Below are 17,973 nucleotides of genomic sequence, written 5' to 3' on the forward strand. Positions count from 1 at the left end.
GCGTGCGCGCCCGTCAGGTACGGGTGGCCGACGTCGTACCGCGCGGGTGGCGCTCCGCGTGCTGCGGGCGGCGACTGCCCGCCGGGGTGACCGGGGAGCGCTCCGCGCGGGTCGTGTGCGGCCCGGGCGCCAGGTAGGCGGGCGACCGGGAGGCCGGGCGGCCCGTGGGAACCGGCTCGTGAGCCGTGTCCGCGCGGTCGGGGAGCGGCTTGAGCACGACGGGCCGCCCGGGCGGGCCGGCCTCCGCCGTGTCCCCCCGAGGCGCCCGCCAGCGGGTGCGCAGGGCGAAGATCCGCGTCTCCGCGCGGGTGATCACCGGCTCGAACCAGGGCAGCGCCAGCAGGATCAGCAGGCCCGCGATCCAGCCCAGGACCACATCGCTCAGCCAGTGGGTCCCGATGTAGACGGTGGACAGCCCCACACCGAGCGAGGTCACGGCCGACAGCGCGGACAGCCAGCGGCGCGCTCTGGGGGTGGAGGCCAGATAGGCCAGGATTCCCCAGGTCACCACGGCGTTGGCGGTGTGGCCGCTGGGAAATATGTCGCCGCCGAGCCACATCTCGTTCGAGCCGATCTCGGTCGCGTAGTGCGGTCCGAGGCGCCCCATGCCGTACTTCGCGGCACCGACGGTGACGTTGAGCAGCAGCAGGGAGACGCCGAGGGCGAGCAGCGGACGCAGGGTGTGCTGCCGCCAGGAGCGCCAGCCCAGCCAGGCCGCCACCATCACCGCCGTCGGGCCGCGCTGTCCGAGGACCACGTAGTAGTCGACGAAGGCGTGGATCTCGGGCCACTGCTGGTAGGGACGGAAGAACATCACCTGCCAGTCCAGCCGGACCAGCCAGGAGGTGATCAGTACGGCCCACACGATCGCCAGGTAGAAGGCCAGGGCGGCGCCGAACAACACCATCCGGTGCCGGCTCATTCGCGGCATGCCGACGTGAGCCGGTCGTTCCGGCTCACGATCCAGCCTCGCGAACACCCGGTCCAGGCGGGTGGGCTTCCGTTCGGTACGCACCCAATCGACGTTACAGCGAGTGAGCGCGGAACCCTGTCGAATCAGCCTCTTTGTGATGACGATGTGATGTGGCATTCCTCTCAGGAGGGCCTTTATCTCCGGCGAATCCACAAACCCCGGATGCTGCGGACTTCAATTCCTTTGATCATTCCGGGGGAGGGTTTTATCGCGCTTTTGAATTCGTTCACCGGGGGCTGGTGCGGAATTTCCTCGGAGCTCATCGGCCGCTCCGGGCGGGTCAGGGCGGGTCAGGGTGGACCGGAGCCGTTCAGCCAGAAGGCCCCGTACACCGCCGAGGCCGCCGCGACCGCCCCCACGACCAGCGCGGACCTGGGCGTACGCAGCCGGGCCAGGGCCAGGGCGAGGGGCAGCAGCAGGGGGAAGGCGGGCAGCAGCAGCCGCGGTTTCGAGCCGAAGTAGCTCGACGCGCACAGGGCGAGCGCGGTGACGACCCCGGCGTACACCAGCAGGGGGAGCGGCTGGCGCTGCCGTACGCAGACGACGTACAGCCACACCACGAGGCCGACGCCGATCACCAGTCCGAGGCCCGCCAGGGCGGACGGGAACGACGTGAACTTGTCGGCGACGAAGCGGGCGAAGGCGTAGCCCCCGTCGAAGCCGTTCCGCCAGCCGGCCTGCACGTCGAGATACCCCAGCGGCCCGTCGCCGGTCCGGTGCCCCACCCACAGGACGTAACCGGCGGCTCCGAGGGGCGCGAGGAACATGCCGAGCACCCGGCGCAGGCGCACACCGGAGGTGTCCGTCGCGCGCGGTGCGCCCTCCGGTGTCTGCGTGCGCCGGGCGATCACGGACGCGCCGGCGCGTTCCCCGGCCCGCGCGCCGTCCTCCTGCACCGCGCTGCGATCCCGCGCGAAAGAGGTCCGCTCCCGCGCGGAGGCGGCGCTGTCCCGCGCGGGGGTGTGTTCCCGTGCGGGGGCGGGTTCCTGCGCGGAGGCGTCTCTCCGCGCGGTGGAGCCGTGTTCCCGCGCGGGGGAAGCGCTGTCCCGCGCGGAGGCGCGTTCCCGTAGGAACGAGGTGATGCCCGCCGCCCACACCGCCGCGACCACCGCCAGCCCCACCGGGCGGGTCAGCCCCGCCAGGGCCGCCAGGGCGCCCGCCGTCACCCAGCGCCCCGTCAGCACGGCGTACAGCGACCACGCGGCGAGCGCGGTGAACAGGGACTCGCTGTACGCCATCGACTGCACGATCCCGACCGGCAGCACCGCCCACAGCAGCACCGCGCACACCCCGGCCCGGCGCCCGTACACATGGTCGGCCACCGCGAAGATCCCCCAGGCCGCCGTGAGCGAGGAGAGCACGCTCACCACGAAGCCCCCGTCGGCGTACGACAGGGGCGACACCGCCGCCACCAGCCGCTCCAGCCATGGGAGCAGCGGGAAGAACGCCAGGTTGGAGTGCACGTCCCCGTTGGGCAGCCGCACCTCGTAGCCGTACCCCAGCTCGGCCACCCTCGTGTACCAGAGCGCGTCCCAGCGGGCGGTCAGCAGGGTGTACGCGTCCTTGCCGCGCGCCCCGCTCCACAGTGCCAGCGCGACCAGGCCCAGGGCACGCACGGCGGCGTACCCGAGGAGCGCCGGTGCGGCCCGGCGCAGTGCGCCGGAGAGGGCCGGGACGGCGCGCGCGTCGAGATCGTTCACGCGCCCGATTATCGACCCGGAGCGGAACCGGCCCGCCCTGCGGGGCGTGTGACCTCGACGGGGGAAGTGGTGTACGCCACACCGATCCACCGGAGCTGTGAGACGCCCGCCACTCGCCCCCGGCTCCCACTCGCGTACTCTGACGTGTCACTCGCCGTTCGCTGCGCGGGCCGGAGACCACCGCTCCTCTCCGGCCGAGTCACGGGGGAGTCCCCGACCCCGTGAGCCCGCCGATCGCGAGGGAACATCTGGGAGGTACGTGTACATGTCCGGGACGACCACGGCCGCCGCCGCGCTGCGCCGTCGGGCGGCCGGGGCCGGTGCCAACCGCTGGGTGGTGCTCGTCGTCCTCTGCGCCAGCCTGCTGCTGGTCGCCGTCGACGCCACCGTGCTGCACGTCGCGGTCCCCGCCGTCACCGAGGACCTGCGGCCCGGCGCGATGGAGCTGCTCTGGATCGTCGACGCCTACCCCTTGGTCTGCGCCTCGCTGCTGATCCTCTTCGGCACCCTCGGCGACCGGATCGGCCGCAGACGCGTGCTGCTGCTCGGCTACGCCCTGTTCGGCGTCGCCTCCGGCATGGCGGCCCTCGCGGACAACGCCCAGGTGCTGATCGTGGCGCGGGCGCTGCTCGGCGTCGGCGGCGCGATGATCATGCCGGCGACGCTGTCGATCCTGCGCCAGGTCTTCCCGGACCGGCGCGAGCGGGCGCTCGCCATCGGCATCTGGAGCGCGGTCGCCGCCGTGGGCGCGGCGGTCGGCCCGCTGCTCGGCGGCTTCCTGCTGGAGCACTTCTGGTGGGGCTCGGTTTTCCTGGTCAACATCCCGCTGATGCTGGTCAGCCTCCCGGTCGGGCGGCTCCTGCTGCCCGAGTCGAAGGGCGCGGACGACGGCCCCTGGGACGTGACCGGCGCGCTGATGGCCGCCGCCGGACTGTTCGCGGTGGTCCTCGGCGTGAAGCGGCTCGGTGGCGGCGCCTCCGCCGCCGGTGTGTGGACCGTGCTGCCGCTGCTCGTGGGCGCCGGACTGCTGACCGCCTTCGTGCGCCGGCAGCGCCGCCGTACGCATCCGCTGGTCGACCTGCGGATGTTCGCCCGGCCGGCGTTCAGTACGTCGGTGGGCTGCATCGTGCTGGCGATGCTCGCCCTGGTGGGCCTGGAACTGATCGCGGCCCAGTACCTCCAGCTCGTGCTCGGGCTCTCCCCGCTGGAGACCGGGCTGCGCCTGCTGCCGCTGACGATCGCGGCGATGGCGGCGGGCCTGGCGGGCGCGCGGATGCTGCGCCGGTTCGGCCCGCGCCGCATGGTCTGCTCCGGTTTCTGCCTGACGGCCGCCGCGGTGGTCGTCCTGACCGCGATGGGCGGACAGGACGACTGGCCGCTGCTGCTGACCGGTTTCGTCCTGCTCGGCTTCGGTCTGGAGACCACGCTGTTCGGGGCGTACGAGTCGATGCTGAGCGAGGCGCCGCCGGACCGGGCCGGCGGGGCGGCGGCGATCGGCGAGACCTCCTACCAGCTCGGCGCCGGCATGGGGATCGCGCTCCTCGGCAGTGTGATGAACGCGGCGTATGCGCCCGGCCTTGCCGGGGTGCCCGGGGTGCCGGGGACGGCGTCCTCGGCGGCGTCGCACTCGCTGGGGGAGGCGTACGAGGTGGCCGACGGGCTCGGCGGGCCGGCGGGGAGTGCGCTGCGGGATGCGGCGCGGCACGCGTTCGTGCACGGGCTGCATGTGACGTTGCTGGTCAGCGCGGGGCTGTTGTTGCTCGGGGCGTTGATGGCGTTGCGGCTGCCGCGGACGATGCAGTGTGAGGGGGCGTCGGTGGAGGTGCCCGCGCCGCGGGAAGCGGTGGAGTCACGCGTCTCGGTGTGACCGCGTCGGTCTCCCACCCGCGCACCGCCTGTTCACCGTCATCAAGAGGCGGACGTCTCCCCTGGGGGCGGGCCGCCATCGGCGTCCGCGCCCGGTCCTTCGTCGTCACGGCCGCCCGTGCGCCCCGCCCACCGCAAGCCGTCGGCGGCGTGCTCCCACGGGAGAGGTTCACCTCTCGACGAACGGCGAACCGGCACCGCACGGCTGGGAGAGCGGGGTGGACGTGCGGGAGACTGCCGCGTAACGTCGGCCCAGAGCCGTAACTAGCACTGCTAGTTTTGCCGTTCCCGGAGGGTGCCCCCATGTCCGCGTCCGCGAAGTTGCCCCCCTTCGACCCCGCCGACCCCCTCGGCCTCGACGACCTGCTGGAGCCGGAGGACCTGGCCGTCCGGGACACCGTGCGCACCTGGGCCGCCGACCGCGTGCTCCCGTACGTCGCCGACTGGTACGAGAAGGGCGAGCTGCCCGGCATCCGGGAGCTGGCCCGGGAACTCGGCGGGATCGGCGCGCTCGGCATGTCCCTCGACGGCTACGGCTGCGCGGGCGCGAGTGCCGTCCAGTACGGGCTCGCCTGTCTGGAGCTGGAGGCGGCCGACTCCGGGATCCGGTCCCTGGTCTCCGTACAGGGCTCGCTCGCCATGTACGCCATCCACCGCTTCGGCAGCGAGGAGCAGAAGCGGCGGTGGCTCCCCGGGATGGCGTCCGGCGAGGTCATCGGCTGCTTCGGGCTCACCGAACCCGACCACGGCTCCGACCCCGCCTCGATGCGCACCCGCGCCAAGCGCGACGGCGGGGACTGGGTGCTGGACGGGCGCAAGATGTGGATCACCAACGGCTCCGTGGCCGGGGTCGCCGTGGTGTGGGCGGGGACCGAGGACGGGATCCGCGGCTTCGTCGTGCCCACCGACGCCCCCGGCTTCTCGGCGCCCGAGATCAAGCACAAGTGGTCGCTGCGCGCCTCCGTCACCAGTGAGCTGGTCCTCGACGGCGTACGACTGCCCGCCGACGCCGTGCTGCCCGAGGTGACCGGCCTCAAGGGCCCGCTCAGCTGCCTGTCGCACGCCCGGTACGGGATCGTCTGGGGCGCGATGGGCGCCGCGCGGAGCTCCTTCGAGGCGGCGGTCGACTACGCGAAGTCACGGGAGCAGTTCGGGCGGCCCATCGGAGGGTTCCAGCTGACCCAGGCCAAGCTCGCCGACATGGCGGTCGAACTGCACAAGGGGATTCTGCTCGCCCACCATCTGGGGCGGCGCATGGACGCCGGCCGCCTGCGTCCCGAGCAGGTCAGCTTCGGCAAGCTCAACAACGTCCGCGAGGCCATCGACATCTGCCGCACGGCGCGGACGATCCTCGGTGCCAACGGGATCTCGCTCGAGTACCCGGTGATGCGGCACGCGACCAACCTGGAATCGGTGCTCACCTACGAGGGCACCGTGGAGATGCACCAGCTCGTGCTGGGCAAGGCGCTCACCGGGCTCGACGCCTTCCGGTGAACCTCCGGGGGAGGCAGGGCCGGCGAGCGGCCCTGCCTCAGCTCTGGTTGAAGAAGCCGTCCGACCGGTGCGCGGCCGGCTCGCCGCTGACGACCTCGGTGTCGGCCGGGCTGAGCAGGAACACCCGGTTCGACACCCGCTCGATGGAACCGCGCAGACCGAAGATCAGGCCCGCGGCGAAGTCGACGACGCGCTTGGCGTCCCCGGCGTCCATGGCCGTGAGGTTCATGATGACGGGCACGCCCTCGCGGAACAGCTCGCCGATGGCGCGGGCGTCCCGGAAGCTGTCCGGGGTGACCGTGCCGATCCGGCGCCCTCTCTCCTCGGCGACGTCCGCGGCCACCTTGACCCGCGGATCGGTGACCCAGGCCTCGCCGGGCTCGGTCCCGTCGGAGTAGTCGTCGTCGTAGTAACGCTCGTCTTCGTTGTCGTCGACGAGGCCGAGCCAGGCACTCGCCTTGCGTACCGATCCCATGGACGCCTCCTCTCACAGCGGTCTTGTCTGCTTTCCGCATCCCTATGGTCGTCCATGATGCGGACGTCGCGCCAAGTGGATAGACGCCGCGCGGGGGGTTTGTGACGGTACTGGTGCACAGCTGATCCGTCGAGAGTCCGGGTTTCCCAAGGGTCCTGGTGTAAACGGCTGCTGACTGTGAGTGAAATATGATTCTTCCCGGCGTACGGGTGAGGAAGGGTGCGTACGGGTGAACGGCGGGGCCGATACGATGCCGCCGCTGGACGTCGTACAACTGCACGGGGGAACGTCGTGTTCGGAATGGTCAGGCCGTGTCGGCACCGGCTCGGGGAGAAGCTCACCGCCCAGTGGATGGCCCATCTGTGCGGGCTGTGCCTCGCGTTGCGCGGGGACCACGGGCAGCTCGCGCGGATCGTCACCAATTACGACGGGCTCCTCATATCCGTCCTGACGGAGGCTCAGGCGGAACGCCCGGACGCGGGACGGCGCACCGCGGGGCCGTGCCCGCTGCGCGGTATGCGCACCGCGTCCGTCGCGCACGGTGAGGGCGCGCGGCTCGCGGCGGCCGTCTCCCTCGTCCTCGCCTCCGCCAAGGTGCGCGACCATGTCGCCGACGGCGACGGGATGCTGGCGCGCAGGCCGGTGGCGCTCGCCGCGCGGCGGGTCGCCGCGAGCTGGGACCGGGCGGGCGCGCGGACCGGTTCGGACGTCGGGTTCGACACCGCCGTCCTCGTCGACGCCGTGGACCGGCAGACCGGCATCGAGACCCTCGCCGGGCCCGGCACCCCGATCCTCACCGTCACCGAGCCCACCGAGACCGCGACGGCCGCGGCCTTCGCGCACACCGCGGTGCTGGCCGGCCGGCCGCGCAACGCCGTACCGCTCGCGGAGGCCGGACGCCTCTTCGGGCGCCTCGCGCATCTCCTGGACGCGGTGGAGGACAGGGAGGCCGACGCGGCCTCGGGCGCCTGGAACCCGCTCGCCGCCACCGGGACCCCGCTGGAGGAGGCCCGCCGGCTCGCCGACGACGCGGTGCACGGCATCCGGCTCGCGCTGCGCGAGGTGGAGTTCGAGGACGGCGGTCTCGCGCACCGGCTGCTCGTCCATGAATTGCCCAACTCCGTCCATCGCGCCTTCGGTACGGTCTCCTGTGCCCACGGAACCGGTCCCTACGCGCCTCCCGGCACCCCCGGTGGCCCGCTGCCCCCCGAGCCGCCGCGCCGCGACCGGCGCGGACTGCTGGCCGGCTGCGCCGTGTGGCTGGGGCTCGCCTGCACCTGCCAGTTGTGCTGCGGCACCTACGACGACCCCTGGAGCCGGGAGCAGAAGCAGGGGCCCTGCGCCAACTGCGACTGCAGCGGGTGTGGCGACTGCTGCAACTGCTGTGAGTGCTGCAACTGCTGCGGTGAGGACGGATGCTGCGACGGCTGCGACTGCGGCTGCGACTGCTGACGGACCGGCTATCCGGAGGGGCGAATTCCGGACACCGTGCTGCTGTTCGGCCGGCCGTGATGCGGGTGCGATGCGGGTGTGACCACGGGTAACGCGACTCCGCGCGTGGATCAAATCTCCTAGAAGGTTCAAAGGTCGACGGCCAAAAGGCACCCTTGCGCCGAACGGTCGGTCGGCCGAATACTCGCTTCCCACAGCGCTTGTCAGGGGCACGGCGTGTTCGGAATCCGGGCACCCGGCTCCCTGGCTGCGCCTCACGGGCCCACAAACCCCACGAGGGCCCCCTACTTCCTTTGTGGAGGAACGAGAAGTGAGGATCAAGCGCACCACCCCCCGCAGCGGCATCTCGAGACGGACTCGGCTGATCGCCGTAGCCACCGGCTTCGTGGCCGCTGCCGCGATCGTGGTCCCCAGCGCGAACGCGGCCGAGACCCCCACCACCTTCAGCTCCGCCGAACTCAAGAGCGTGAGCGGCTCGGTGCTGGAGGCCGACGTCCCGGGCACCGCCTGGGCCGTCGACAGCAAGACCAACCGGGTGCTCCTGACCGTCGACAGCACCGTCTCCCAGGCCGAGATCAACAAGATCAAGCAGCAGGCCGGGGACGACGCCGCCGCGATCACCGTCAAGCGCACCCCGGGCAAGATCAGCAAGCTCATCCAGGGCGGTGACGCCATCTACGCGAGCAGCTGGCGCTGCTCCCTCGGCTTCAACGTCCGCAGCAGCAGCGGTGTCGAGTACTTCCTGACCGCCGGTCACTGCACCGACGGCGCGGGCACCTGGTACTCCAACTCCGCGCGCACCACGGCCATCGGCTCGACGGCCGGCTCCAGCTTCCCGGGCAACGACTACGGCATCGTCCGGTACACCGGGTCCGTCAGCCGGCCCGGCACCGCGAACGGCGTGGACATCACCCGCGCGGCCACCCCGAGCGTGGGCACCACCGTCATCCGCGACGGCTCCACCACCGGTACCCACAGCGGCCGGGTCACCGCCCTGAACGCCACCGTCAACTACGGCGGCGGCGACGTCGTCTCCGGTCTCATCCAGACCACGGTCTGCGCCGAGCCCGGCGACTCCGGTGGCGCGCTCTACGGCAGCAACGGCACCGCGTACGGTCTCACCTCCGGCGGCAGCGGCAACTGCTCCTCCGGCGGTACGACCTTCTTCCAGCCGGTGACGGAGGCCCTGAGCGCCTACGGCGTCAGCGTCTACTAGGAGCGGCCCGCCGGGACCGGCCGGCACCACCGGTCCCACGGGTCCCACCTCGCAGCCGGCAGCACCACGAGCCCCCGCACGCGATCGCCGTGCGGGGGCTCACCCTTGCCAGGGGCGCGAGGGGTCGAATTCAAGCCAAGGCGGAATCCCGCGTACCGTACCGCCGGTTACTCCCTCGTAGCGTTTGCAGTGCGAACCGCCCTGCGTGTCCATGACCTGTCAGGACATAGGGGGCGCGCGGCCGTTGCCGTACGCGCGTCCTGAAGTCGACCTTGTGTGCTCCCCACGGGGTTCGGAAGAGTGGGCGCCGTTCGACCGGCACGGGCGTGGCTTCTTCTGTGTTCTGCCCCCGTCGCCGTACACCTTCCGGTCCGGTGAGGTCCCCACAACCCCCCGGACCGTCCCCCCCCACAGGAGGACGTGAGTTGAAGCACCGACGCATACCCCGGCGACGTGCGGTCATGGCGGGTGCGGGCATCGCCGCACTGGCCGCCGGCGCGGTCACCTTCCAGACTGCGAACGCCAGCGAGGCCCCGGCGGACTCCGCGCCCCGGACCCTCTCGATCGGAGCGGCCGGAAAGCTCGCCTCGACGCTCGCCCAGGACCTGGGCGCCGACGCGGCGGGAACGTACTACGACGCGAAGAGCAAGTCGCTCGTGGTGAACGTGCTCGACGAGGCCGCCGCCGAGACCGTCGAGTCGGCCGGCGCCGAGGCGAGAGTCGTGGCGAACTCCCTCGCCGAGCTGAAGAGCGCGCGCACCGCCCTCGAACGGGACGCCACCGTCCCGGGCACCGCCTGGGTGACCGACCCGACCACCAACAAGGTCGTCGTCACAGCGGACCGTACGGTCTCCGAGGCCGAGTGGGCCAAGCTGACCGAGGTCGTCGACGGGCTCGGCGCCACCGCCGAACTCCGGCGCACCAAGGGCGAGTACAAGCCCTTCGTCGCCGGCGGCGACGCCATCACGGGCAACGGCGGGCGCTGCTCGCTCGGCTTCAACGTGACCAAGGGCGGCGAGCCGCACTTCCTCACCGCCGGGCACTGCACCGAGGGGATCTCCACCTGGTCGGACTCCTCGGGCGCCGTGATCGGCGAGAACGCGGACTCCAGCTTCCCGGGTGACGACTACGGCCTGGTCAAGTACACCGCCGACGTCGCCCACCCGAGCGAGGTGAACCTCTACGACGGCTCCACGCAGGCGATCTCCGGCGCCGCCGAGGCCACCGTCGGCATGCAGGTCACCCGCAGCGGCTCCACGACCCAGGTGCACTCCGGCACGGTCACCGGTCTGGACGCCACCGTGAACTACGGCAACGGCGACATCGTCAACGGTCTCATCCAGACCGACGTGTGCGCCGAGCCCGGCGACAGCGGCGGCTCGCTCTTCTCGGGCAGCAGCGCGGTCGGTCTCACCTCCGGCGGCAGCGGCGACTGCACCTCGGGCGGTACGACCTTCTTCCAGCCGGTGACGGAGGCCCTCTCGGCGACCGGCACCCGGATCGGCTGAACCCCGCCCCCTACGACGGCCCGTTCCTCCGCGCGGAGGAACGGGCCGGTCTCAGTTGGCCCACGGCGGCACCACGCGCGTGCCGTCGGCCAGGGTCGCCTCCAGGCCGCGGGACGTGGTGACCCAGGAGACGGCGACCTCGGTGGCCGGGTTCTCGACGGCGAGGGTCGCGCCGGAATTGATGATCACCGTGTCGCCGGCGGTGACGCGGTGAGTGGTGCCGTCGAGGGTGATCAGCAGCTCGCCGGAGAGCAGATGGAAGATCTCCTCCCGGTTGACGGTGTGCACGGGCGCCCTCGTACCGGCGGGAATCTCGCCCCGCCAGGCGCACAGCTCCTCGCTGCCGGTCGAGGGGGTGGCGTACGAGACGAAGCGGGCGCCGTGCATCTCGTGGACGACGGCATCGGACGGGCGGACGACGGGCATGACGGCCCCCTTCAATAGTCAAGCAACTTGACTACATGGTCAAGCATCTTGACCATTTCGTCAAGGTGCTTGAATTTCCCCGTGCAGAACTCCGAGGCCGTCACCCTGTCCGCCGCCCTGCTCGCCGTCGCCGGCGAGCTCACCCGGCGCATCCACGACGGGGTGGTCGCCCGTGGCTTCGAGGGGGTGCGGCCCGCGCACGGGTTCGCCTTCACCCGCCTCGCCCCGGACGGTGCGACGGTCACCGACCTCGCAGTCCACCTCGGGGTGACCAAGCAGGCCGCGAGCCAGCTCGTCGACGAGCTGGTGCGCAAGGGGTACGCCGAGCGGCGCCCCCACCCCGTGGACGCGCGGGCCCGGCTCGTCGTGCTGACCGAGGCGGGGTGGGCCTGTACCCGGGCGGCGGAGGAGGCGGCGGCGGAGGCCGTGCGGGCCTGGGGTGAGGTGCTGGGGGAGGCGGAGGCACGCGAGCTGACGTGGAAGTTGCTGCGCATCGCGCCCGACGGGCCGATCCGTCCCATTTGGTGACGCCTTGTCGAATGCGGGTGTGCCGTCGCCGGTTGATGCCGGAAGTTTTTGCCGACGCGTAACTTCCCAGCTTTGCTACTCGCCCGTAACTTGACGAGTGAACAGCGTCCTCGTGATCCGGATCACAGGGAGTAAGGCCCCCACCCTTCCCCCGTACCGCAAGGAGATCACGCGATGCTGCCCTGGAAGCGAGTGATCGGACCCCTCGCCGCGCTGCTGCTGGCCGCGGGCCTCACCCTCCCCACCGCCGCCGGCGCCCGCGCCGCCACCGCACCCGGTTCGGGCTGGAACGACTGGTCCTGCGAGCCCTCCGCCGCCCACCCCCGCCCCGTCGTCCTGGTCCACGGCACCTTCGGCAACTCCGTCGACAACTGGCTGGGCCTCGCGCCCTATCTGAAGCACCGCGGCTACTGCGTCTTCTCCCTCGACTACGGACAGCTCCCCGGCGTCCCCCTCTTCCACGGCCTCGGCCCCGTCGAGAAGTCCGCCGAACAGCTCGACGCCTTCGTCGACGAGGTGCTCGCCGCCACCGGTGCCGCCGAGGCCGACCTCGTCGGCCACTCCCAGGGCGGCATGATGCCGCGTCGCTACCTCAGGTTCCTCGGCGGAGCCGACGAGGTGAACGCCCTCGTCGGCATCGCGCCCAGCAACCACGGCACCACCCTCGGCGGCCTCACCCGGCTGCTTCCCCACTTCCCCGGCGCGGAGGACCTGCTGAGCGAGGCCACCCCCGCCCTCGCCGACCAGGTCGCCGGCTCCGACTTCCTCACCAGGCTCAACGAGGGCGGCGACACCGTGCCCGGGGTCCGCTACACCGTCCTCGCCACCCGGTACGACGAGGTCGTCACCCCCTACCGCAGCGGATTCCTGACCGGACCGAACGTACGCAACGTCCTGCTCCAGGACCTCTGCCCGCTCGACCTGTCCGAGCACCTGGCGATCGGGCTGTTCGACCGGGTCGCCTTCCACGAGGTGGCCAACGCCCTCGACCCGGCCCACGCCGAGCCCACCACCTGCGCCTCCGTGTTCGACTGACACGTGTACACGCGGGTGCGCGCAGCGGGGCCCTGTCCGGCCTGAGCCGCCGGACAGGGCCCCGAGACGGGTTCAGCGGCCGTGCCGCCCCGTCGCCGCGCGCCGCCGCGCGGAGGCGAACAGCGCCGCCGAGCCGAGCGCCAGCGCCGCGGCGCCGCCGACCATCAGGTACGGGGTGTTGCCGTCGCCGCCGGTCTCCGCGAGGTTCTGCGACGACCCCGCCGCCTTCACCTGGTTGCCGGTGGCGCCGTCGTCGGTGGCCTCCGGGGTGGTGGTGTCGTCCGCCGCGGCCGGCTCCGCCGAGGTGTGGGGGTCGTCGTCGCCGTGCCCGTGGTTCTCGACGGTCGACTTGTCGGCACCGGCCTCGATCTGTTCCTCGGACGGGGCGGAGGCGGCCGCCTCCGGGGTGTCGCCCGAGCCGGCGGCCTCACCGCTGCCGGCCTCGTCCCCGCCCGTCTGATCCCCACCCGCCTGGGATCCGCCGCCGAACGTGACGTCCGAGCAGGAGTAGAACGCCTCCGGGCTGTCCGACCGCTGCCAGACCGCGTACAGCAGCTGCTTGCCGGACCGCTCGGGGAGGGTCCCGCCGAACGTGTAGAAGCCGCCCGAGGCGACCGGGTCGGTGGTGGTCGCCACAGGGTTCGCCAGGTCCAGGTCGTCCCAGGCCAGCGGCTGCGACGGGTCGTAGCCGGGCTTGGTGATGTACACCTTGAAGGTCCCCTTGTGCGGGGCGGTCACGCGGTACTCGAAGGTGTACGAACCGCTGCTCACGCTCGTCGCCGGCCAGTCGGCGCGGGCCAGGTCGAGCCCCTTGAACGCCTCGTTGCCGGCGCTGCACAGCTCGCCGTCGGGGATGAGCTCCTGGTGGCGTCCGCCGGCGTCGCCGATGCGGATGCCGTTCCAGTCGTACAGCGCCTGGGTGCCGCCGGCCGCGACCGCCGCCTTGCACGCCGCCGACGTCGGGCTCTCCGGGCCCTCGGCGTAGCACTGCGAGACCCGGCTGACCGGGTCACCCATCGAGCCGTGCGCGGACGCCGGCGCGGCGGACAGCCCGGTCAGGGCGAGCGGAACGAGACCGACGGCGGTGGCGACGGCGGCCTTGCGGCGTGCGGGCATGGGGCAGCAACTCCTCGACAGCGATCACTGGATCGGGGTGGGGGTGGTGAATCCCGTGGGGGTGGCTCAGAAACTAGCCCCCCGAACCAGCGGAATCGCCTGTCGAAGGCCGCGGAGAGAGATCCTTATGGCCGCGTTAAGGGAGTGCTCAGGCTGGGATCAGGTAGGTGCCCGGATCGGGCGGGTGTCCGGACGGTCAGTCGTCGGGCCACCAGGTGCGGGCGATGTCCTTGCGGACCTCGGGCCGTCCCGCGGGGCGCTCGTCGGCCTCCCCGCGGATCCGGCGGACGTCCGTCTTCCTCGGGGGCTTCTGCACGGTGACACGGCGCATGGCTGCCTCCTTCAGGGTCCACCGGGTTCCGTGTTCTCACGGAGGTAGACCTTTCGGGGGAGAGTTCCTCATCGGTCCCGTTCTGTCTGTGGCCGCTGTCACGAATCGATTGTCAGTGGGGGGTGTCACTCTGGGGCCATGACGATCCACGGCGGTGACGGGGCGGGTACGGACGGTGTCGACTGGGACGCGGAGGCCGCCGCGTTCGACGAGGAGCCGGACCACGGGCTGCGCGACCCTCAGGTGCGCGCGGCCTGGGCGGCGCGGCTGCGGGCCTGGCTGCCGGGGCGGCCCGGCGACGTCCTCGACCTCGGCTGCGGTACCGGCAGCCTGTCCCTCCTCGCGGCCGAGCGGGGACACCGGGTGACCGGCGTCGACCGGTCCCCGGCGATGGTGGCGCTCGCCCGGCAGAAGCTCGCCGGGCGCGACGCCGTGTTCCTCGTCGGCGACGCGACGGCACCACCGGTCGGCGAGGAGCGCTACGACGCCGTCCTGGTCCGGCATGTGCTGTGGACGCTGCCCGAACCCGACCGGGCGCTGCGGCACTGGCGGGACCTGCTGCGGCCCGGAGGACGGCTGGTGCTGGTCGAGGGGGTGTGGGGGACGGTGAGCCCGGTCGGCATACCCGCCGACCGGCTCACCGCCCTCCTGGCCCCGCTCGGCGGGCGGGTGGGCGTGGAGCGGCTGTCCGAGGACAGGGCGCTGTGGGGCCGGGACGTGGACGACGAGCGGTACGCGGTGGTCGCGGTCCCGGACTGACCCGGCGCCCTCAGACGAGCAGTGCGGCGAACCCGCCCTCGCGGGCCCGGGCGTCCAGTTCGTCGAGGGCGGCCACCGCGGCGGCCGCCGCCTCGGGATCCGTGGTGAGCAGACCGCTCGCCGCGAACTCGTCCTCGTCCAGCCGCCGCACGTCCGTGCCGTCCGCGGAGACCCACAGGTCCAGGTCGAGATCCTCGACGACCAGCCGGCCGCCGGAGAGCTCGGCCGGCCGGGTGATGTCGCAGTAGTGGCCCTTGAGGGTGCCGTCGGCGGCGCGGACCTCCTTCACCGAGTACCACCGGTCGCGCCAGTAGTGCTCCGTGAAGACGTCACCGGGCTCGAAGCGGACGAAGCCGAAGTCGCGCACGCCGTCGCCCGCCCAGGGGGCGCGCACGGTGGCGCGGGTGCCGTCGTCGGCGAGCAGTTCGGCCGGGTAGCGGATCTTCATCCGTCCCGCCTTGACGAGGACCACCTCCACCAGCGTCGGCCCGTCAGCCGAGTGCGCGGACATACCGCACCTCCGTCCCGCAGATCTCGTACCCGAACCACTTGTTGATCGCGATCATCGGTCCGTTCCCGGTGTCGTTGCCCGTGAACGCCTCCGTGTACCCGGCCGCGCGGGCACGATGCAGGGAGTCGTTCTTGGCGAGCTTGGCCAGGCCCCGGCCGCGGTGGGCGCGGGCGGTGCCGGTCATGACCGTGCCGTACCGGGTGCCGCCGTCCGTACGGGCCGCGGAGAACGCGGCGGGACGGCCGTCGACCAGCGCCACCGTGGTCAGCCCGGGGCTGAACATCGGGTGCCGCCAGGTCTCCTCCAGCCAGGCCTCGTAGTCCGTGAACTCGGTGTCCACGTCGCTCGGCTCGTCCGCCGTCGTCTCCGCGTCCAGCTCGAACAGCGGGCGCGGATCGGCGGCGAAGTCCGAGGCCGGCCGCAGCTCCACGCCCGGCGGCGGGGCCTGGAGCGGGGGCAGGGTGCCGTTCGCCAGGTCCAGGCGGAGGAAGTGGGCGGCGCGGCTCGCCCGGTAGCCGTGCGCTTCGGCGAAGGCGCGGTTGCCGGGCTCGTCCACCACCCAGGCGAACAGCCGGGTCGCCCCGTGCGCGGCCAGGTGCTCCTCGGCGGCGCGCACCAGCAGTGTCCCGGCGCCCCGGCGGGTGTGCTCGGGGTGCACGTACACGTTGATGTTGCCCTGGCCGGGCTCGGAGCTCTCGTGGGTCAGGTGCACCTGCGCCGTGCCGATCACCTCGCCGTCGGCCACGGCGACGAGCGGGCGGTAGTGGGCGTCGGGGTGGAGACGGGTGAGGTCGTGGGCCAGGGACTCCGGGGTGACGAGGATGAACGGCAACGCGGCGTGCCGGACACGGGCGAAGCCCTCCAGGTCGGCGCGGGCGTCGGGGCGGAGAGCGCGGACGGACACTGTCATGGACGCGCACGCTACGGGGGCCGCGTCCGGGGCGCCTCCTGTTTTCCGTCGGGGTGCGCGACAATCGGGCCGTGACCTTGAGGATCCGGATCGACGACGGCGCGCCCCCGTACGAGCAGGTGCGGGCGCAGATCTCCGAGCAGGCACGGTCGGGAGCGCTGCCCGTGGGGTACAGGCTGCCGACGGTGCGGGGGCTGGCCGAGACGCTCGGGCTCGCCGCGAACACGGTGGCCAAGGCGTACCGGGCCCTGGAAGCGGACGGGGTGATCGAGACGCGGGGGCGGAACGGGACGCTGATCGCCGCCGCGGGGGAGGCGGCGGAGCGGGAGTTGGCGTCCGGGGCGCAGGATTTCGCCTTGCGGGCGCGGCGGCTCGGTTGCTCGGAGGAGGAGGCGCTGGCTGCCGTGCGGGACGCACTGCGTGCGGCTTACGGGGCGTGAGCGCCGTCGCGGCGGGGGTTTGACGCCGGGTGCGGGCCCGCTGCGGCCGGTCGCGCAGTTCCCCGCGCCCCTGGGAGGTGGGGGTGAGCGTTGGCTGTGTTGCTTGCCCCGCGCCAGTCCTTGTACCTACAGGTACAGGCCCGCTTCCGTGTCGCCCCGTGGTTCCGGGAGGGAAGTCGGGGAGGTGCCCCTGCGCAGGGCGTACAGTTCGGCCAGGGTCGCGCCCTCGCGGGTGATGCCCTTCTCGGTGCCCAGCCAGTTCACCGCTTCCGCGCGGGTCAGTCGGCCCACCTCGATGCGGGCCAGGCAGCGGCCGGGGCGGACCACGGCCGGGTGGAGGCGTTCCAGGTCCTCGTTGGTGGTGACGCCCACCAGGACGTTGCGGCCCTGGCCGAGCAGACCGTCCGTCAGGTTCAGCAGTCGGGACAGCGCCTGGCCGGCGGTGTGCTTGGCCTCGCCCCGGATCAGTTCGTCGCAGTCCTCCAGGAGCAGCAGTCGCCAGCGGCCCTTGCCGGCCGCGTCCTCCTCGCCGATCGCGATGTCCATCAGATAGCCGACGTCGGAGAAGAGCCGCTCCGGGTCCAGCACGCAGTCCACCTGGCACCAGTCCCGCCAGGACCGGGCCAGGGTGCGCAGCGCGGAGGTCTTGCCGGTGCCCGGCGGGCCGTGCAGCAGGAGCAGCCGGCCCGAGATGTCCTCGGGGGTGGTCTTCATCAGGCGGTCCATCGCGTCCGCCACCGGCGCCGTGTAGTTGGGCCGGATCTCCTCCCAGGTGCCCGCGGAGATCTGCCGGGTGGTGCGGTGCGGGCCGCGGCGCGGGGAGACGTACCAGAAGCCCATGGTGACGTTCTCCGGCTGGGGTTCGGGCTCGTCGGCCGCACCGTCGGTGGCCTCCTCCAGGACCAGCGCCGCCAGTTCGTCGCTGACCGCGGTGACCGTGACGTCGGCGCCCCGGTTCCAGCGGGAGACCAGCAGGGTCCAGCCCTGCCCCTCGGCCAGCGTGGCGCTGCGGTCGTCGTCCCTGGCGATCCGCAGCACCCGCGCGTTCGCGGGCAGCAGGGTCGCGCCGGAGCGTACGCGGTCGATGTTGACGGCGTGCGAGTACGGCTGCTCGCCCGTCGCGAAGCGGCCGAGGAACAGCGCGTCGACGACATCGGACGGGGAGTCGCTGTCGTCGACGTTGAGCCGGATCGGCAGTGCGTCGTGCGGTTGCGCGGACATGCCGCCATGATC

At 72.5% G+C, this 17,973-nt stretch carries 18 protein-coding genes; 9 read left to right on the forward strand and 9 right to left on the reverse strand.

All coding sequences use genetic code 11. The features are described from left to right. Window positions 1–13 precede the first annotated feature (13 nt). Window positions 14–1,015 carry a phosphatase PAP2 family protein gene (locus ACFV5H_RS06410; RefSeq protein ID WP_385047506.1) on the reverse strand — a complete coding sequence of 334 codons (1,002 nt, stop codon included), beginning with the start codon at window positions 1,013–1,015 and terminating at the stop codon, window positions 14–16. 248 nt (window positions 1,016–1,263) lie between these two features. Beyond that, window positions 1,264–2,673 carry a glycosyltransferase family 39 protein gene (locus ACFV5H_RS06415; protein WP_385193162.1) on the reverse strand — a complete coding sequence of 470 codons (1,410 nt, stop codon included), beginning with the start codon at window positions 2,671–2,673 and terminating at the stop codon, window positions 1,264–1,266. A 265-nt stretch (window positions 2,674–2,938) separates the two neighbouring features. On the opposite strand from ACFV5H_RS06415, the gene ACFV5H_RS06420 reads away from it, so the two are divergent. Both ACFV5H_RS06420 and ACFV5H_RS06425 read left to right on the forward strand, forming a co-directional pair. After that, window positions 2,939–4,540: an MFS transporter gene (locus tag ACFV5H_RS06420; protein ID WP_385047501.1), complete on the forward strand. Its 1,602-nt coding sequence runs from the start codon at window positions 2,939–2,941 to the stop codon at window positions 4,538–4,540. Window positions 4,541–4,842: 302 nt separating this feature from the next. Beyond that, entirely contained in the window at window positions 4,843–6,033 is a 1,191-nt protein-coding gene (locus tag ACFV5H_RS06425; protein WP_385047498.1) for an acyl-CoA dehydrogenase family protein, read from the forward strand. Window positions 6,034–6,070: 37 nt separating this feature from the next. Here ACFV5H_RS06425 and ACFV5H_RS06430 read toward each other — a convergent pair whose 3' ends face one another. Further along, complete coding sequence (locus tag ACFV5H_RS06430; protein ID WP_004933240.1) at window positions 6,071–6,508, reverse strand: cell division protein SepF; 438 nt, start codon at window positions 6,506–6,508, stop codon at window positions 6,071–6,073. Between the two features lie 291 nt (window positions 6,509–6,799). On the opposite strand from ACFV5H_RS06430, the gene ACFV5H_RS06435 reads away from it, so the two are divergent. The 3 genes from ACFV5H_RS06435 to ACFV5H_RS06445 all read left to right on the forward strand — a co-directional run bounded on the left by ACFV5H_RS06435 (window position 6,800) and on the right by ACFV5H_RS06445 (window position 10,684). Then, window positions 6,800–7,960, forward strand: coding sequence for a DUF5685 family protein (locus ACFV5H_RS06435; protein ID WP_385047495.1), 1,161 nt, complete (start codon window positions 6,800–6,802; stop codon window positions 7,958–7,960). A gap of 310 nt (window positions 7,961–8,270) precedes the next feature. Continuing rightward, on the forward strand, window positions 8,271–9,176 hold the full coding sequence (locus tag ACFV5H_RS06440; protein WP_385047493.1) for a S1 family peptidase: 906 nt from the start codon (window positions 8,271–8,273) through the stop codon (window positions 9,174–9,176). Window positions 9,177–9,637: 461 nt separating this feature from the next. Next, entirely contained in the window at window positions 9,638–10,684 is a 1,047-nt protein-coding gene (locus ACFV5H_RS06445) for a S1 family peptidase (RefSeq protein WP_385193296.1), read from the forward strand. A 51-nt stretch (window positions 10,685–10,735) separates the two neighbouring features. Here the strand turns inward: ACFV5H_RS06445 and ACFV5H_RS06450 are convergent, their stop codons facing one another. Next, a complete protein-coding gene (locus tag ACFV5H_RS06450; RefSeq protein ID WP_385193164.1) occupies window positions 10,736–11,110 on the reverse strand; it encodes a cupin domain-containing protein in 375 nt (124 codons plus the stop codon). 81 nt (window positions 11,111–11,191) lie between these two features. On the opposite strand from ACFV5H_RS06450, the gene ACFV5H_RS06455 reads away from it, so the two are divergent. Then, window positions 11,192–11,638 carry a MarR family winged helix-turn-helix transcriptional regulator gene (locus ACFV5H_RS06455; RefSeq protein ID WP_385047487.1) on the forward strand — a complete coding sequence of 149 codons (447 nt, stop codon included), beginning with the start codon at window positions 11,192–11,194 and terminating at the stop codon, window positions 11,636–11,638. Window positions 11,639–11,812: 174 nt separating this feature from the next. Beyond that, window positions 11,813–12,673, forward strand: a complete 861-nt coding sequence (locus ACFV5H_RS06460; RefSeq protein ID WP_385193167.1) for an esterase/lipase family protein — start codon at window positions 11,813–11,815, stop codon at window positions 12,671–12,673. 72 nt (window positions 12,674–12,745) lie between these two features. Here the strand turns inward: ACFV5H_RS06460 and ACFV5H_RS06465 are convergent, their stop codons facing one another. Together ACFV5H_RS06465 and ACFV5H_RS06470 are read right to left on the reverse strand one after the other, a co-directional pair. Next, the gene (locus tag ACFV5H_RS06465; RefSeq protein WP_385193170.1) at window positions 12,746–13,789 is read right to left on the reverse strand and encodes a lytic polysaccharide monooxygenase; all 1,044 of its coding nucleotides are present in this window, start codon (window positions 13,787–13,789) and stop codon (window positions 12,746–12,748) included. A 196-nt stretch (window positions 13,790–13,985) separates the two neighbouring features. Further along, the gene (locus tag ACFV5H_RS06470; protein WP_385047478.1) at window positions 13,986–14,120 is read right to left on the reverse strand and encodes a hypothetical protein; all 135 of its coding nucleotides are present in this window, start codon (window positions 14,118–14,120) and stop codon (window positions 13,986–13,988) included. A 138-nt stretch (window positions 14,121–14,258) separates the two neighbouring features. On the opposite strand from ACFV5H_RS06470, the gene ACFV5H_RS06475 reads away from it, so the two are divergent. Next, window positions 14,259–14,879: a class I SAM-dependent methyltransferase gene (locus ACFV5H_RS06475; protein WP_385047477.1), complete on the forward strand. Its 621-nt coding sequence runs from the start codon at window positions 14,259–14,261 to the stop codon at window positions 14,877–14,879. 10 nt (window positions 14,880–14,889) lie between these two features. Here ACFV5H_RS06475 and ACFV5H_RS06480 read toward each other — a convergent pair whose 3' ends face one another. After that, window positions 14,890–15,390: a DUF402 domain-containing protein gene (locus tag ACFV5H_RS06480; protein ID WP_385047474.1), complete on the reverse strand. Its 501-nt coding sequence runs from the start codon at window positions 15,388–15,390 to the stop codon at window positions 14,890–14,892. Next, on the reverse strand, window positions 15,371–16,300 hold the full coding sequence (locus ACFV5H_RS06485; protein ID WP_385047472.1) for a GNAT family N-acetyltransferase: 930 nt from the start codon (window positions 16,298–16,300) through the stop codon (window positions 15,371–15,373). The genes ACFV5H_RS06480 and ACFV5H_RS06485 overlap by 20 nt, the downstream gene beginning before the upstream one ends. A 71-nt stretch (window positions 16,301–16,371) precedes the next feature. On the opposite strand from ACFV5H_RS06485, the gene ACFV5H_RS06490 reads away from it, so the two are divergent. Beyond that, on the forward strand, window positions 16,372–16,740 hold the full coding sequence (locus ACFV5H_RS06490; RefSeq protein ID WP_385193173.1) for a GntR family transcriptional regulator: 369 nt from the start codon (window positions 16,372–16,374) through the stop codon (window positions 16,738–16,740). Between the two features lie 126 nt (window positions 16,741–16,866). On the opposite strand, the gene ACFV5H_RS06495 is transcribed toward ACFV5H_RS06490, so the two are convergent. Continuing rightward, complete coding sequence (locus ACFV5H_RS06495) at window positions 16,867–17,961, reverse strand: DUF5925 domain-containing protein (RefSeq protein ID WP_385193175.1); 1,095 nt, start codon at window positions 17,959–17,961, stop codon at window positions 16,867–16,869. Window positions 17,962–17,973: the final 12 nt, after the last annotated feature.

This window comes from Streptomyces sp. NPDC059787 (genome assembly GCF_042732315.1).
GTDB lineage: Bacteria > Actinomycetota > Actinomycetes > Streptomycetales > Streptomycetaceae > Streptomyces > Streptomyces atrovirens.